Below are 16,609 nucleotides of genomic sequence, written 5' to 3'. Positions count from 1 at the left end.
GGTGGCGAAGGCACCTGCAACGGAACGCAAGACCGGAGAAACCGGCATGGGATCCATGCTGGGCTATCGCGCGTTGCCGGGCGTTGCCGATGAAATGCTGGATATAGACGGGCGCATCCGCCCCGTCTGGCAGCCCTTCGTCAATGCTCTTTCGCGCATGGACGAGCGTGAGTTGCACGACCGCTTCTCGCGTACCGACCGCTATCTGCGCGATGCCGGCGTCTTCTATCGCGATTATAGCGCTCAAGGCGTCGGCGGTGGCGGCAGCGAACGCAACTGGCCGATCTCCCATGTCCCGGTTCTGATCGACGATGCCGAATGGCAGGTCGTCACCAAAGGCCTCGTCCAACGCGCCAATCTGCTCGAAGCCGTGGTGGCCGATATTTATGGCGAGAACAAGCTGGTGCAGCAGGGCTACGTGCCGCCAGCCCTCATTGCCTCCAATCCGGAATTTCTGCGCCCCATGGTCGGGGTGAAACCCGCCAACGGCCATTACCTGCACTTCTGCTCCTTCGAGATCGGCCGTGGCCCGGACGGCAACTGGTGGGTTCTGGCCGATCGCGCCCAGGCACCCTCCGGCGCGGGCTTTGCGCTCGAAAACCGTGTCGCCACCACCCGCGCCTTTTCCGATATCTATGCGGAGGCGCATGTCCATCGCCTTGCCTCCTTCTTCGGCGCGTTTCGCGATACGCTGCAATCGCACCGCCAGCATATGGATGAGCGTATCGCGGTCCTGACCCCCGGTCCGGCCAGCGAAACCTATTTCGAGCATGCCTATATCGCGCGTTATCTCGGCTTCATGCTCCTGGAAGGCGAAGACCTGACGGTCGTCAACAACCGCGTCATGGTGCGCACCGTCGCAGGCCTCAAGCCCGTCGGCGTGTTGTGGCGGCGTCTCGATGCATCCTATGCCGATCCGCTGGAGCTCGACCAGAACTCCCATATCGGCACGCCCGGCATGGTGCAGGCGCTGCGCGCCGGTTCGCTCAACATGGTCAATGCGCTCGGCAGCGGCATCTTGGAAACCCGCGCACTGCTTGCCTTCATGCCCGCCATCTGTCGCCATATCCTGGGCGAAGATCTCGCCATGCCGTCGATTGCCACATGGTGGTGCGGCCAGCCGACGGAGCGTCAGCAGGTGGCCAGCAATATCGAGCGCATGGTCATCGGCCCCGCTTACTCGCGCCTGCCCTTCTTCGACGACAACGGGCAGTCGGTGCTGGGTTCGAGCCTGCGCGAAACCGCCAGGGATTCGATCAGCGATTGGCTCGCAACCGACGGCCACAAGCTCGTCGGCCAGGAAGTCGTCACGCTGTCCACCACGCCCGCCTTCGTCGATGGCAAGCTCGTGCCACGGCCCATGAGCCTCCGCGTCTTCGTTGCCCGCACCCAGGATGGCTGGCAGGTGATGCCGGGTGGCTTCGCCCGCATCGGCCGCAGCAACGATGTCGCGGCCATTGCCATGCAGGCCGGAGGCCGCGCGGCCGACGTCTGGATCGTCAGCGACAAGCCGGTGGAGCGCACAACGCTGCTGCCCCCGGAAGAAAACTTCATCCGCAACATACCCGGCAGCCTGCCGAGCCGTGCGGCCGATAATCTCTTCTGGCTCGGCCGCTATATCGAACGCTCCGAAGGCGCGCTGCGCATTCTGCGCGCCTGGCATGCACGCTATGCCGAATCCGCCGATCCGAAGCAGCCGCTGCTTGCCCATGTCACCGACTATCTGGAAACCGTCGATATCGATGTGGAGGAGCCCGTCCCCTCCAGCCTGATCGCCAACATCAACAGCGCCATCTATTCCGCCAGCAACATCCGCGACCGCTTCTCACCGGATGGCTGGCTGGCACTCAACGATCTGGCGAAGACCGCACGCCGCTTTCACAGCAAGATCCATGCAGGCGACGATGCCACCCATGCCATGACTATTCTGTTGCGCAAGGTCGCGGGCTTTGCCGGTCTGGTGCATGAAAACATGTATCGCTTCACCGGCTGGCGCTTCCTGGCGATCGGGCGCTATCTCGAACGTGGCCTGCACATGACGCGGCTGCTTGCGCATATGGGCGGGCCGGAAGCACCCGACGGCTCCTATGACATGCTGCTCGAAATCGGCGACAGCGTCATGACCCATCGCCGCCGCTACAATGTGAATACCGCAGCGCTGACGGTCATGGATCTTCTGGCGCTCGACCCGCTCAACCCGCGCTCGATCCTCTTCCAGCTGAACGAGATCCATGCCGAGGTAGAGCAGTTGCCCAACGCCTCCATCAACGGCCAGATGTCGCCCTTCTGCCGAGAGGCGATGCGCATTCAGTCCACGCTAGCGGTCATGACGTCGGAAAATCTCTCCGGCGACGTCTTCCGTCAGCTGGAGAAGGATCTCGAACGGCTTTCCGATATTCTCGCACAAACCTATCTCGGATAGTCGATGCTCTACGATCTCTCGCTGCATATGGGTTATGTCTACGACACGCTGGCCTCCGGCGCGCGCCACATCATCCGTGTCACGCCGCTTTCCATTCAAGGCAGGCAAAGGCTGGTCGCGTCTGCTCTCACCGTCTCGCCGACGCCCGAAGAGCGTACCGTCTTCGACGACTTCTTCCACCAGAGCGCCACCTCGATCTATCTGCGCGCATCCCACGACAAGCTCGACATCCGCATGCAGGCCCGCGTGTCGGTGGAGAGCCCGTCGCTGACGGCAGATCTCTCGCCACCGCTCGATAGGCTGCAGGCGGAGCTTTCCAGCATCAACTCGCTGGATGCGGACGCCCCCCACCATCTGGCAGGAGCCAGCCCCCGCATCGGCGAAGATGCGGCGATTGCGTCTTACGCGCGTGAAACGGCCAAGCCTGGCATGACGGTGCGCGAAATTGCCTTTGCGCTGTGCAAGCGCATCTACAAGGACTTCAAATATGATGGCGAGGCCACCACGGTGGATACGACACCGGGCCAGGCCTTCAAGCTGAAGCGCGGCGTCTGCCAGGATTTCTCCCACATCATGATTGCAGCACTGCGCAGCCTCGGCATTCCCGCCGGCTATGTCAGCGGTTTCCTGCGCACCCTTCCGCCACCTGGCAAGGAGCGGCTGGAAGGCGCAGACGCCATGCATGCCTGGGTGCGCGTCTGGTGCGGCGAAGCGGACGGCTATATCGAACTGGATCCGACCAACGATATCCTTGCCGGCAGCGATCACATCGTCGTCGGCTATGGTCGTGATTATGCCGATGTGGCACCCGTCATCGGCGTATTGAAAAGCTATGGCAACCAGAAGATTACACAAGCGGTCGATGTCGTCCCGGTCAGTTGATCATCACCCTTTTCAACCGCCTATGCCATCCTTCACCGATCGAAAGTTGCCTGCGGTAGAACAGCCGCAAGTAAAAAGCGTCACAGAAATAATTATTATCAAATAAAATGCCGCTTTGCTCAAACTGGAGTGCTTGAGTTAGCAAATCATCAATAAAGCGTCGGTAAGTCTGCCCCTTATAAAACAAGGCGATAGCTGGGTGTTGGCCGAATGATGATGGGACGGACGTTTAAAAGGTTACTTGCCGACAAGCGCGGCAACTTCGCAATTCTGACTGCACTTGGTCTGCCTCTCCTCTTTGGTGCCGTTGGCGCCGGCATGGAAACCACCCGCGTCATGCAGGTGAGAAACGACATGCAGACCGTGCTCGACAGCGCAACGCTTGCTGTAGCTACCCATGCCCGCATCGACGAGGGCAAGAAGTCCGATGCAGAATATGCCGCCGAGGTAAGGCAGCGCCTGGAGAACTACGGGGTCGACGACGATGACGACGCAAGCGCCAGTGGAAACGGAAAAGGGAACGGGGCAGATAAGGGCAAATCGAAGAAGAAGAAACCTGAAGTCGACGCGATCGCGGAACGCTCCGACAACAAGAAGGGAACCGCCTTCAAAATTTCCGGTACCATCAGCCGGCAAGTCGAACTCAACCCTCTGATGGGTTTCTTGGGCTTTCAGACCATAACCTTGAGAGTCAGCAGCACCGCCCAAAGCTCCTTCAGCAAGGGCGCAGCCCTGTCTCTCTATCTGGTGCTGGACCGCTCTGGCTCCATGTCCTTCAAGACGGACACGGTGAACAAGAGCAAGGATACCTGCTCCAACTATTCGGAAAAGTCCTGGCCGAGGGCCGAATCCAACAAGCCCTGCTACGTCAGCAAGATGCAGTCGTTGCAAGAGGCAGTGTCTTATTTGATGGACACGCTGAACAAGTCCGACCCATCTTATAAAGATCACGGCAATCCGGAATCGGAGCTGGTTCGCACTGGTGCCATCGCCTATAACGACGTGCCCTTCGCGGCGCGCCAGTTGAGCTGGGGAACCTCCTCTGCCCGCTCCTATGTCAATGCCATTCCGCAATATCCGACCGGCGGTACAAATGCGGCCGTCGCGCTCAACACAGCCTTCACGGCGCTGAAAAGCAGCAATTCCAACGAGAAGAAAGAGCACGACAAAAACGGTAACAACGCATTTCAACGCTATGTCGTGCTGATGACGGACGGCGAAATGACGAGCACGGCGATCGACAACCAAGTGCGCTCCACCTGCGCTGCGATCAAGGCAGACGGCATCCAGATCTTCACCGTCGCATTCATGGCTCCCGCAAAGGGCAAGTCGCTGCTGCAATATTGCGCTAGCAGCGCGGATAACTACTATGACCCGAATAACATGGAAGAGATCGTGGCCGCCTTCGGCGAGATCGCCCGAAAGGCCGCAAGCCTCCCCACACGCCTGATCAACTGACCTCCAGTTCACTCGATAAGTTTGCCAAGCGCGTGGCGAAAGCTACGCGCTCTTTGCCTTTTAAGAAAGCGTTTTAACGCCTACCTCGGCCCCTTTCTGGGCAATCGCTTCTCTTGCAAAAAGGGCTGTTGCCACAGCCGCTTATCGATGCATAAACTGCAATCGAAGCAGTGCAGCATGTCTGCGAACAGCAAGACGATTTTCGATCGTGACATGCAACAATGAAAGGATTGAAAGCGTGACGAGCCGCTCCCAAGGATCGCGACGCGCTTTGATCGACAGATAGACTCAGGCCCTCTCCTCCCATCAAGGTGCTGACCGACCCATGATCAACAAACTTGCCACCAACGACCTTCCCCGCCCCGCCCCGCGCAGTTCCGAACCGGATGTGCTTGCCTCTGAAATCATCGAGCGCCTCACCTACCGCATCGGCAAGGACGTCAAGGTCGCAAAGCCGCATGACTGGTTGACGGCCACCATTCTCGTCGTTCGCGACCGCATCATCGACAAGTGGATGGAATCCACCCGCAAGGCCTATCAGAACGATTCCAAGCGGGTCTATTACCTGTCGCTGGAATTCCTCATTGGCCGGCTGATGCGTGACGCCATTTCCAATCTGGAACTGATGGAGGAAATTCGCCAGGCGCTCACCTCGCTCGGCGTCGAGTTCGACGTGATCGCCGGACTGGAGCCGGATGCCGCACTCGGCAATGGCGGTCTTGGCCGTCTCGCCGCCTGTTTCATGGAATCCATGGCCACCGTCGATATCGCCGCCTATGGCTACGGCATCCGCTATGTCCACGGCCTGTTCCGCCAGCAGATGGCCGATGGCTGGCAGGTGGAACTGCCCGAGACCTGGCTTGCCCACGGCAACCCCTGGGAATTCGAGCGGCGTGAAAGCGCCTATGAAATCGGCTTCGGCGGCACGGTGGAAACCATTGGCGGCTATGAAGATCCGCAGCGCTTCCTGTGGAAACCGGCCGAGCGCATGATCGCCATGGCCTATGATACGCCGGTGGTCGGCTGGCGCGGCACCCGCGTCAACACGCTGCGCCTCTGGTCCGCCCAGCCAATCGATCCGATCCTGCTCGATGCCTTCAATGCCGGCGACCACATTGGCGCGCTGCGTGAAAGCAACAAGGCCGAGTCCCTCACCCGTGTTCTCTACCCGGCCGACGCGAACCCTGCCGGCCAGGAACTGCGCCTGCGCCAGGAATACTTCTTCTCGTCTGCCTCGCTGCAGGACATCCTGCGCCGTCACCTGCAGCAATATCCGGACTTCACCAATCTCCCGGACAAGGTCTCCATCCAGCTCAACGATACCCATCCGGCCATATCCATTGCCGAAATGATGCGCCTTCTCTGCGACGTGCATGGCATGGATTTCGAAGAGGCCTGGACGATCACCCGTGGCACCTTCTCCTACACCAACCACACGCTTCTTCCCGAAGCGCTGGAAAGCTGGCCGGTGCCGCTGCTTGAGCGGCTTCTTCCGCGCCACATGCAGATCATCTACGCGATCAATGCCAACACGCTGATCTTCGCCCGCAAGGAAAAGAAGCTCTCGGATGGCCAGATCCGCTCGATCTCGCTGATCGACGAAGGCGGCGAGCGCCGCGTGCGCATGGGTAACCTCGCCTTTATCGGCTCGCACTCCATCAACGGCGTGTCGGCGCTGCATACCGAGCTGATGAAGGAAACAGTCTTTTCCGACCTGCACATGCTGTTTCCAAACCGCATCAACAACAAGACCAACGGCATTACCCCACGCCGCTGGCTGATGCAGTGCAATCCGGGCCTGACGAGCCTGATCCGCGACGCCATCGGCGATGCCTTCATGGACGATGCCGAGAAGCTTCTCGATCTCGACCGCTTTGCCGAAGATTCCAGCTTCCGCGACAAGTTCGCCGAGATCAAGCGGCAGAACAAGGTGCGCCTTGCCAATACGGTAGCGCAGCGCATGGGCATCCGCGTCGATCCCTCCGCGCTCTTCGATATCCAGATCAAGCGCATCCACGAATATAAGCGCCAGCTGCTGAACCTGATCGAGGCGGTCGCTTTGTACGACCAAATTCGCTCGCACCCGGAACTGGATTGGGTTCCACGCGTTAAGTTCTTTGCCGGTAAGGCCGCGCCGAGTTATCACAACGCCAAGCTTATCATTAAGCTCGCCAATGATATCGCCCGCGTCATCAACAACGATCCGGCAGTGCGTGGGCTTCTGAAAGTGGTATTTATTCCGAATTACAACGTCTCGCTGGCCGAAATCATGGTGCCGGCCGCTGACCTGTCGGAGCAGATTTCCACCGCGGGCATGGAAGCGTCAGGCACCGGCAACATGAAATTCGCGCTCAATGGAGCACTCACCATCGGCACGCTCGACGGCGCCAATGTCGAGATGCTTGAGCATGTCGGCGAAGACAATATCGTCATCTTCGGCAAGACCGCAGACGAGGTGGCCAAGGCGCGCTCCGAGGGCCACAATCCGCGCGCCATCATCGAAAATTCGGCCGAGCTTGCTCAAGCCGTCTCTTCGATCGCGTCCGGCGTGTTTTCGCCTGACGACCGCTCGCGCTTCACCGGACTGATGGACGGTCTCTACAACAATGACTGGTTCATGGTCGCCGCCGATTTCGATGCCTATGCGCAAGCCCAGCGCGATGTCGATGCCATCTGGAGCAACCCCTCCAGCTGGTTTGAAAAAACCGTTCGCAATACCGCGCGCATGGGCTGGTTCTCGTCCGACCGGACGATCCGCCAATACGCCACGGAAATCTGGAGAGCCTGATGAAAAAACCGCTCAATTCGGCTGAAGAGAAGACTTTCAACTCCATACCCACGGCCGAAATCGAGGCAATCAAGAGCGGTTTGCATTCCAATCCCTTTGCAGTGCTCGGCGTCCACCAGACGCCGGGCACTCTCGTCGCCCGCTGTTTTATCCCGGGCGCCGAAGAAGTGACGGTCATGACCTTGGACGGCAACGTTGCCGGAGAGTTGACCCGCGTCGACGACGACGGCTTCTTCGAAGGTCCGATCACGATTACCAAGCGCCAGCCCGTGCGTTACCGCGCGCTTCGCGACGATGCCGAATGGGCGGTGACCGACCCCTATAGTTTCGGCCCCGTGCTCGGCCCGATGGACGATTATCTGGTGCGCGAAGGATCGCACTTACGTCTCTTCGACAAGATGGGCGCACATCCCCTGAAGCTTGAAGGCGTCGAGGGTTTCCATTTCGCGGTCTGGGCGCCGAATGCGCGCCGTGTCTCCGTCGTCGGCGATTTCAACAATTGGGATGGCCGCCGCCATGTGATGCGCTTTCGCAAGGACACCGGCATCTGGGAAATCTTCGCACCGGATGTCTATGCCGGCTGCGCCTACAAGTTCGAGATCATCGGCCCCCATGGCGAGCTTTTGCCGCTGAAGGCCGACCCTTACGCGCGCCGCGCCGAGCTTCGCCCGAAGAATGCCTCCGTCACCACGCCGGAGCTTGTCCAGCAATGGGAAGACGACGCGCACCGCAAGCATTGGGCCAGCATCGATCAGCGTCGCCAGCCGATCAGCGTCTATGAGGTCCACGCTGCCTCCTGGCGCAAGCATCAGGACGGCTCCATGCTGACCTGGGACGAGATGGCCGCCCAGCTCATCCCCTATTGCGCCGACATGGGCTTCACCCATATCGAATTCCTTCCCATCACCGAACACCCCTATGATCCCTCCTGGGGCTACCAGACGACCGGCCTTTATGCGCCGACCGCCCGCTTTGGCGAGCCGGAGGGTTTTGCCCGCTTCGTCAACGGCGCCCACAAGGTCGGCATCGGCGTCATCCTCGACTGGGTGCCGGCCCATTTCCCCACCGACGAGCATGGCTTGAAGTGGTTCGACGGTACCGCCCTTTATGAGCATGCCGATCCGCGTCAGGGCTTCCACCCAGACTGGAACACCGCGATCTACAATTTCGGTCGCGTCGAGGTCATGTCCTACCTCATCAACAATGCGCTCTACTGGGCGGAAAAATTCCACCTCGACGGCCTGCGCGTCGATGCGGTCGCCTCGATGCTCTATCTCGATTACTCCCGCAAGGAAGGCGAGTGGATCCCCAACGAATATGGCGGGCGCGAGAACCTGGAATCGGTTCGCTTCCTGCAGAAGATGAACACGCTGATCTATGGCAACCATCCGGGCGTCATGACCATTGCGGAAGAATCCACCTCCTGGCCCAAGGTCTCCCAGCCCGTGCATGAGGGCGGTCTCGGCTTCGGCTTCAAGTGGAACATGGGCTTCATGCACGACACGCTGAGCTATTTTGCCCGCGAACCCGTGCATCGCAAGTTCCACCATCAGGAACTGACCTTCGGTCTGCTCTACGCCTTCAGCGAGAATTTCGTGCTGCCGATCTCGCATGACGAAGTGGTGCATGGCAAAGGTTCGATGATTGCCAAGATGCCGGGCGACGACTGGCAGAAATTCGCCAATCTTCGCGCCTATTACGCCTTCATGTGGGGCTATCCGGGCAAGAAGCTGCTGTTCATGGGTCAGGAATTTGCGCAGTGGAGCGAATGGAGCGAGAAGGTCTCGCTCGACTGGAACCTCCTGCAGTACCACATGCATGAAGGCATGCGCCGCCTGGTGCGCGATCTGAACTTCACCTACCGCTCCAAGGCCGCCCTTCATGCCCGCGACTGCGAGCCGGAAGGCTTCGAATGGCTGATGGCCGACGATCACGACAATTCCGTGCTGGCATGGCTGCGCCGTGCGCCGGGCGAAAAGCCGGTGGCGGTCATCTCCAACCTGACGCCGGTCTATCGCGAGAATTTTTACGTGCCGCTTCCCGCCGCAGGGCGCTGGCGCGAAATTCTCAACACCGATGCCGAGATCTATGGCGGGACGGGCAAGGGCAATGGCGGGCGCGTGCAGGCGGTGGATGCCGGCGGCAGCATCGGCGCGACGCTCACACTTCCGCCGCTCGCCGTCATCATGCTGGAGCTGGAAAACTAATCCGCCTCTCGTCGCAGGGACATGAGGCAGAGGAAAATGAACACGTGATGGGAAACCTTAAAATCTCCCCACACGTTTGAGACCAAGGGAACCGTGGAATTTTATGGGAGGACAGGACCGATGAGTGAAAAGAGAATTCAGCCTCTGGCACGTGATGCAATGGCATATGTGCTGGCTGGCGGGCGCGGCAGCCGCCTCAAGGAACTCACCGACCGCCGCGCAAAGCCTGCGGTCTATTTCGGCGGCAAGGCACGCATTATCGATTTCGCGCTCTCCAATGCGCTGAACTCGGGCATCCGCCGCATTGGCGTCGCCACGCAGTACAAGGCGCATTCGCTGATCCGCCACCTGCAGCGCGGCTGGGACTTCTTCCGCCCGGAACGTAACGAAAGCTTCGATATTCTGCCCGCCTCCCAGCGCGTTTCCGAAACGCAATGGTACGAAGGCACCGCAGACGCCGTCTACCAGAATATCGACATCATCGAGTCTCACGGCCCCGAATATATGGTCATCCTCGCCGGCGACCATATCTACAAGATGGACTATGAATACATGCTGCAGCAGCATGTGGATTCCGGCGCGGACGTGACGATCGGTTGCCTGGAAGTGCCGCGCATGGAAGCCACCGGTTTCGGCGTCATGCATGTCAACGACAAGGACGAGATCATCGCCTTCATCGAAAAGCCGGCCGACCCGCCGGGCATTCCGGGCGATGAGGAAAACGCTCTCGCCTCCATGGGCATCTACGTCTTCCACACCAAGTTCCTGATGGAATGCCTGCGCCGCGATGCCAGCGACCCGAATTCCAGCCGCGACTTCGGCAAGGACATCATCCCCTATATCGTCGAACATGGTAAGGCCGTCGCGCACCGCTTCGCCTCCTCCTGCGTGCGCTCCGATTTTGAGCACGGTCCATACTGGCGCGATGTCGGCACCATCGATGCCTACTGGCAGGCCAATATCGATTTGACCGATATCGTTCCGGATCTGGATATCTACGACAAGTCCTGGCCGATCTGGACCTATGCCGAGATCACGCCGCCGGCGAAATTCGTGCATGACGACGAAAACCGCCGCGGCTCGGCGGTCTCCTCCGTCGTCTCGGGCGATTGCATCATCTCCGGCGCATCGCTGAACCGCAGCCTGCTGTTTACCGGTGTGCGCGCAAACTCCTATTCGCGCCTCGAAAATGCCGTCGTGCTGCCAAGCGTGAAGATCGGCCGCCACGCGCAGCTCAGCAATGTCGTCATCGACCACGGCGTCGTCATCCCGGAAGGGCTGATCGTCGGCGAGGACCCGATCCTCGATGCCAAGCGGTTCCGCCGCACGGACAACGGCATCTGCCTGATAACCCAATCGATGATCGACAAGCTGGACCTGTGAGCCTCATGAATGTTCTTTCGGTCACATCCGAAATCTATCCGCTGATCAAGACCGGGGGGCTTGCGGATGTTTCCGGCGCGCTCCCCATCGCGCTGAAAGCCTGCGGCGTTCACACCCGCTCGCTCATCCCCGGCTACCCCGCCGTCAAATCGGCGGTCAAGGACGCCCACAAGGTCGGGGAGTTTCCCGATCTTCTGGGTGAACATGCCGATATTCTGGCAGGCGAGCATGAGGGTCTGGACCTCCTGATCCTCGACATTCCCTCGCTCTATGACCGCCCCGCCGGCCCCTATCTCGATTCCACCGGCAAGGATTTCGCCGACAACTGGAAGCGCTATGCCGCCCTTTCGCTGGCCGCTGCCGAAATCGCCGCAGGCAAGCTTGCCGGCTGGCAGCCAGATCTCCTGCATGCGCATGACTGGCAGTCCGCAATGGCCCCGGTCTATATGCGCTATGCCGAGACGCCGGAAATTCCAAGCCTGCTGACCATCCACAATATTGCCTTCCAGGGTCAGTTCGGCGCCAATATCTTTTCCGAACTGCGCCTGCCGGCCCATGCCTTTTCCACCGAAAGCATTGAATATTATAACGATATCAGCTTTCTGAAGGGCGGCCTGCAGACGGCAACGGCGCTCAGCACGGTGAGCCCGTCCTATGCCGAGGAAATCCTGACCCCGGATTACGGCATGGGGCTCGAGGGCGTCATCCGCGCCCGCGCCCAGGCGCTGCATGGCATCGTCAACGGCATCGATGCCGAGGTCTGGAACCCGGCAATCGACCATCTGATCCAGGAAAACTATACGGCTGCAAACCTGAAGCTGCGCGCCATCAACAAGGCCGCCGTCGCCAACCACTTCCGGGTCGATCACGACAACGGTCCGCTCTTCTGCGTCATCTCCCGCCTCACCTGGCAAAAGGGCATCGACCTGATTGCCGAGGTTGCCGACGATATCGTCGAGATGGGCGGTCGTCTGGTGGTGCTGGGTGCCGGCGAGATTGCGCTGGAAGGCGCGCTGATGGCCGCCGCCACCCGTCATCCCGGACGCGTCGGCGTTGCCGTCGGCTATAACGAGCCGCTGTCGCACCTGATGCAGGCCGGCAGCGATGCCATCATCGTTCCCTCCCGCTTCGAGCCCTGTGGCCTGACCCAGCTTTATGCGCTGCGCTATGGCTGCGTGCCCGTCGTTGCACGCAACGGGGGCTTGAACGATACCGTGATCGATGCCAATCACGCTGCTGTTTCCGCCAAGGTCGCCACCGGCGTCCAGTTCTCCTCCGTCACCCCGGAAGGACTGCGCCAGGCGCTCCGCCGCACCATGCGATATTACCGAGACCCGAAGCTGTGGACGCAGATGCAGAAGCAGGGGATGAAATCGGATGTTTCCTGGGAAAAGAGCGCAGGGCTGTATGCCGCGCTCTACACCCAACTTTTGTCGAAAGGCCATTGAATGTCGATCAAGACCGTCCAGACCACGCCGTTTCAGGATCAGAAGCCCGGAACCTCCGGCCTTCGCAAGAAGGTGCCGGTTTTCGCGCAGGAGAACTACGCGGAAAACTTCATCCAGTCGATCTTCGACAGCCTCGAGGGCTTTGCCGGTGAGGCGCTGGTGATCGGCGGCGATGGCCGCTACTACAATCGTGAGGTCATCCAGAAGGCGATCAAGATGGCCGCAGCCGCAGGCTTCGGCAAGGTTCTGGTCGGCCAGGGCGGCATTCTCTCCACGCCTGCTGCCTCCAACGTCATCCGCAAATACAAGGCCTTCGGCGGCATCGTTCTCTCCGCCAGCCACAATCCCGGTGGCCCCAACGAAGACTTCGGCATCAAGTACAATATCGGCAATGGCGGCCCGGCGCCCGAAAAGATCACCGACGCCATCTTCGCCCGCACCAAGTCGATCGAAACCTACCGCATCGCCGATGTTGCCGATATCGATCTCGACCGGATCGGCACGAGCGACGTCGCCGGCATGCAGGTGGAAGTCATCGATCCGGTGGCCGATTACGCCACGCTGATGGAAGAACTCTTCGACTTCGGTGCGATCCGCGATCTGATCGCAGGCGGCTTCAAGGTCGTGGTCGATTCCATGAGCGCGGTGACTGGCCCCTATGCGGTCGAAATCATCGAGAAGCGCCTTGGCGCACCGGCAGGCTCGGTTCGCAACTCCGTACCGCTGCCGGATTTCGGCGGCCATCACCCAGACCCGAACCTCGTTCACGCCAAGGAACTCTATGACGACGTGATGAGCCCGGAAGGCCCCGATTTCGGCGCCGCTTCCGATGGCGACGGCGACCGCAACATGGTCGTCGGCAAGGGCATGTTCGTCACGCCGTCGGATTCGCTTGCCATCATCGCCGCCAACGCCAAGCTGGCGCCCGGCTACGCATCTGGCATTTCCGGCATCGCCCGCTCCATGCCGACGAGTGCCGCCGCAGACCGCGTGGCGGAAAAGCTCGGCATCGGCATGTATGAAACGCCGACCGGCTGGAAGTTCTTCGGCAACCTGCTGGATGCCGGCAAGGTCACCGTCTGCGGCGAGGAAAGCTTCGGCACCGGCTCCAACCATGTGCGCGAAAAGGACGGTCTCTGGGCCGTGCTCTTCTGGCTGAACATCGTCGCCGCCCGCAAGGAAAGCGTCAAGGACATCGTCACCAAGCACTGGGCCGAATATGGCCGCAACTATTACTCGCGCCACGACTATGAAGAAGTCGACAGCGACGCCGCCAACACGCTGGTCGCCATACTGCGCGAGAAGCTGGCGACGCTTCCCGGCACCACTTACGGCAACCTGAAGGTCGCCAAGGCCGACGACTTTGCCTATCACGATCCGGTCGATCAGTCGGTCAGCAAGAACCAGGGCATCCGCATCCTCTTCGAAGGCGGCTCGCGCATCGTGTTGCGCCTCTCCGGCACCGGCACCTCCGGCGCCACGCTGCGCCTCTATGTCGAGCGCTACGAGGCCGATGCGGCCCGCCACACTATCGAAACCCAGGAAGCGCTGGCCGACCTCATCGCTGCGGCAGACACGATTGCCGGCATCAAGAAGCACACAGGCCGCGATGCGCCGACGGTGATTACCTGATCTGCGGCTGGGGGGGTGGGCTGTCATGGCTCGCCTCCCTTTTGCGGGTGGCCACCCCCCTCTGCCCTGCCGGGCATCTCCCCCTCAAGGGGGGAGATCGGCAAGAGGCAAGCTTCCGCTTCGTATCAAGCTTGGTGCTGAAGAAACCTCCTCACGGAGGTAGCAAGAAAAGCGAGCGGCCAACCCCAACCCGATCTCCCCCCTTGAGGGGGAGATGTCCGGCAGGACAGAGGGGGGTCCTAAAGAACAGACGGGCCGCGCCTTCGCACCAAAAGAGACGCAAGCCCCAACTCACAAACCACCAAAGGGACCAGCCCATGCCAACCCACCCAGCGTTCCCCCAAGGTGCAGTCCCCACGCCAACAGGCACCCAGTTTTCCGTCTACTCCCAAAACGCCACGAAAATCGAACTCTGCCTCTACGACGCCAGCGGCAACACCGAAACCGCGCGCCTGCACATGCAGCGTGACGAGGACGGCATCCATCGCCTCACCGTTGCGCAAGCCACCACAGGCACCCGCTACGGCTACCGCGCCCACGGCCCTCACGCGCCAGACCACGGCCAATGGTTCGACCCGGCCAAGCTCCTCCTCGACCCCTACGCAACCACGATCGACCGCCCTTTCCAGAACCACCCCTCCCTCTTCACCTTCGGCGAAGACACCAGCGCCGTCATGCCGAAGGCGATCGTCTCCAGCGACACGCCGATCACGCCCGAGCCACCCCGCTTCACCCGCACCGGCCTGATCTATGAAGTGGCCGTCAAGCCCTTCACCATGCTGCACCCCGACATACCGGAAGCCATTCGCGGCACGGTCGCAGCGCTCGCCCACCCCACCATCATCGCGCATCTGAAAAAGATCGGCGTCAGCGCCGTGGAATTGATGCCGATCACCGCCTGGATCGACGAACGGCATCTGCCGCCGCTCAATCTCACCAATGGCTGGGGTTACAACCCCGTCGGCTTCATGGCGCTCGATCCGCGGCTCTGCCCTGGCGGTATCGCCGAACTGCGCGACACTGTCGCCAAACTGCATGATGCAGGCATTGGCGTGATCCTCGATCTCGTCTTCAACCATACGGGCGAGAGCGATCGCTTCGGCTCGACGCTATCGCTGCGCGGTCTCGACAACCTCACCTATTACCGTCACGCATCCGACGATCCCGGCACGCTGATCAACGACACCGGCACCGGCAATACGCTTGCTTGCGATCACCCACAGGTGCGCCATCTCGTCATCGAAACGCTCCGCCACTTCGTCGCCCATGCCGGTATCGATGGCTTCCGCTTCGATCTCGCCCCCGTTATCGGCCGCACAGCGGAGGGCTTCGATCCGCAAAGCGAAACCCTGCGCCAGATGCATGAAGACCCGCTTTTGGCCGACCGGGTGCTGATCGCAGAACCCTGGGACATCGGCCCCGGCGGCTATCAACTCGGCAATTTTCCGGCCTCGTTCCTCGAATGGAACGACCGGGCGCGTGACGATATCCGCCGCTACTGGCGTGGCGACGATTATACGATCGGCGCGCTCGCCGATGCGCTTGCCGGTTCTGCCCCGATCTTCTCACGCAACGCGCGCACCGAAACCCGCAGCGTCAACTTCATCGCCGCCCATGACGGCTTCACGCTTTTCGATCTCGTCGCCCACGCCCACAAACACAATGAGGCGAATGGCGAGGAGAACCGCGACGGCCACAATGACAATCACTCGTGGAACAATGGCATCGAGGGCCTGACCGACGATCCGGCGGTCAACGCTGCCCGGATCGCCGACGTCAAGGCGCTGCTCGCCACCCTCTTCGTCACCCGCGGCACGGTGATGCTGGCGGCGGGCGATGAAGGTGGGCGCAGCCAGCGCGGCAACAACAACGCCTATGCCCAGGACAACGAGATCACCTGGGTGGACTGGCAAGCCCTTTCCCCCGATCTGATCGACCACACCGCCTTTCTGGCCAAGCTGCGCCAGCGCTTCGCAGTCTTTGGCGAAAGCACTTTCTTCTCAACCGGCAACGGCGAGATCGAATGGCTTTCGCCCTTGGGCGACCCCATGCGCGACGAGGACTGGAACCGCCCGGATGCCACCACCTTCGCCATGGTGCTGAAAACACTGGACAGGCAGACCAGCAAGACGGTTCGCTTGGCCATTCTGTTCAACCGCAGCCGCAACGCCATTCCCTTCACCTTGAAGGGCGAAGGCTGGAAACCGCTCGGCGTCGATTTCGGCGTTCCCGCCTGGTTGCCACCCCGCTCCGTCGTCTTTTATGTGGGTGCACCCCGCCTCCTTTAGGGGAGGCCCTCATTCTTTTAGCATCGGCTTTGCGAAATCGGTTCCGATTTCCCGTCCGATGATGTAGCCGTTGATGACACGCATTCACCTGCCCTATAGCG

9 protein-coding genes are annotated in these 16,609 nt (G+C 60.8%); all 9 read left to right on the top strand.

Features of this window, described 5'->3' with window-relative positions; translation table 11 throughout:
- The first annotated feature begins 1 nt into the window (after window position 1).
- Window positions 2–2,422, top strand: coding sequence for a circularly permuted type 2 ATP-grasp protein (locus ACTJKV_RS04970; protein WP_440598508.1), 2,421 nt, complete (start codon window positions 2–4; stop codon window positions 2,420–2,422).
- Window positions 2,423–2,425: 3 nt separating this feature from the next.
- On the top strand, window positions 2,426–3,304 hold the full coding sequence (locus ACTJKV_RS04965) for a transglutaminase family protein (RefSeq protein ID WP_113227501.1): 879 nt from the start codon (window positions 2,426–2,428) through the stop codon (window positions 3,302–3,304).
- 210 nt (window positions 3,305–3,514) lie between these two features.
- Window positions 3,515–4,762, top strand: coding sequence for a vWA domain-containing protein (locus ACTJKV_RS04960; protein WP_440598507.1), 1,248 nt, complete (start codon window positions 3,515–3,517; stop codon window positions 4,760–4,762).
- A gap of 325 nt (window positions 4,763–5,087) precedes the next feature.
- Window positions 5,088–7,550 (top strand): glycogen/starch/alpha-glucan phosphorylase, encoded by a 2,463-nt coding sequence (locus tag ACTJKV_RS04955; RefSeq protein WP_111849410.1) that lies wholly within the window; start codon window positions 5,088–5,090, stop codon window positions 7,548–7,550.
- Window positions 7,550–9,757 carry a 1,4-alpha-glucan branching protein GlgB gene (gene glgB / locus ACTJKV_RS04950; RefSeq protein WP_113180873.1) on the top strand — a complete coding sequence of 736 codons (2,208 nt, stop codon included), beginning with the start codon at window positions 7,550–7,552 and terminating at the stop codon, window positions 9,755–9,757. The genes ACTJKV_RS04955 and glgB overlap by 1 nt, the downstream gene beginning before the upstream one ends.
- 120 nt (window positions 9,758–9,877) lie before the next feature.
- The gene (gene glgC / locus ACTJKV_RS04945; protein ID WP_062427843.1) at window positions 9,878–11,140 is read left to right on the top strand and encodes a glucose-1-phosphate adenylyltransferase; all 1,263 of its coding nucleotides are present in this window, start codon (window positions 9,878–9,880) and stop codon (window positions 11,138–11,140) included.
- A gap of 5 nt (window positions 11,141–11,145) precedes the next feature.
- Window positions 11,146–12,588, top strand: coding sequence for a glycogen synthase GlgA (gene glgA, locus ACTJKV_RS04940; RefSeq protein WP_274103022.1), 1,443 nt, complete (start codon window positions 11,146–11,148; stop codon window positions 12,586–12,588).
- Window positions 12,589–14,220, top strand: coding sequence for an alpha-D-glucose phosphate-specific phosphoglucomutase (locus ACTJKV_RS04935; RefSeq protein WP_111849406.1), 1,632 nt, complete (start codon window positions 12,589–12,591; stop codon window positions 14,218–14,220). It begins immediately after the preceding gene.
- A 317-nt stretch (window positions 14,221–14,537) separates the two neighbouring features.
- A complete protein-coding gene (glgX, locus tag ACTJKV_RS04930) occupies window positions 14,538–16,508 on the top strand; it encodes a glycogen debranching protein GlgX (protein WP_274103021.1) in 1,971 nt (656 codons plus the stop codon).
- Window positions 16,509–16,609 lie beyond the last annotated feature (101 nt).

The sequence above is a fragment of the Agrobacterium sp. 22117 genome (assembly GCF_052045735.1).
Taxonomy (GTDB): domain Bacteria; phylum Pseudomonadota; class Alphaproteobacteria; order Rhizobiales; family Rhizobiaceae; genus Agrobacterium; species Agrobacterium cavarae.
This window is presented reverse-complemented; position numbering and strand designations above follow the sequence as displayed.

Excerpts from the sequence above, each read along its gene's own strand:
- ACTJKV_RS04965 (WP_113227501.1), top strand. The coding sequence starts at position 2,426 with ATGCTCTACGATCTCTCGCTGCATATGGGTTATGTCTACGACACGCTG.
- ACTJKV_RS04960 (WP_440598507.1), top strand. The coding sequence starts at position 3,515 with ATGATGATGGGACGGACGTTTAAAAGGTTACTTGCCGACAAGCGCGGC.
- ACTJKV_RS04955 (WP_111849410.1), top strand. The coding sequence starts at position 5,088 with ATGATCAACAAACTTGCCACCAACGACCTTCCCCGCCCCGCCCCGCGC.
- glgB (WP_113180873.1), top strand. The coding sequence starts at position 7,550 with ATGAAAAAACCGCTCAATTCGGCTGAAGAGAAGACTTTCAACTCCATA.
- glgC (WP_062427843.1), top strand. The coding sequence starts at position 9,878 with ATGAGTGAAAAGAGAATTCAGCCTCTGGCACGTGATGCAATGGCATAT.
- glgA (WP_274103022.1), top strand. The coding sequence starts at position 11,146 with ATGAATGTTCTTTCGGTCACATCCGAAATCTATCCGCTGATCAAGACC.
- ACTJKV_RS04935 (WP_111849406.1), top strand. The coding sequence starts at position 12,589 with ATGTCGATCAAGACCGTCCAGACCACGCCGTTTCAGGATCAGAAGCCC.
- glgX (WP_274103021.1), top strand. The coding sequence starts at position 14,538 with ATGCCAACCCACCCAGCGTTCCCCCAAGGTGCAGTCCCCACGCCAACA.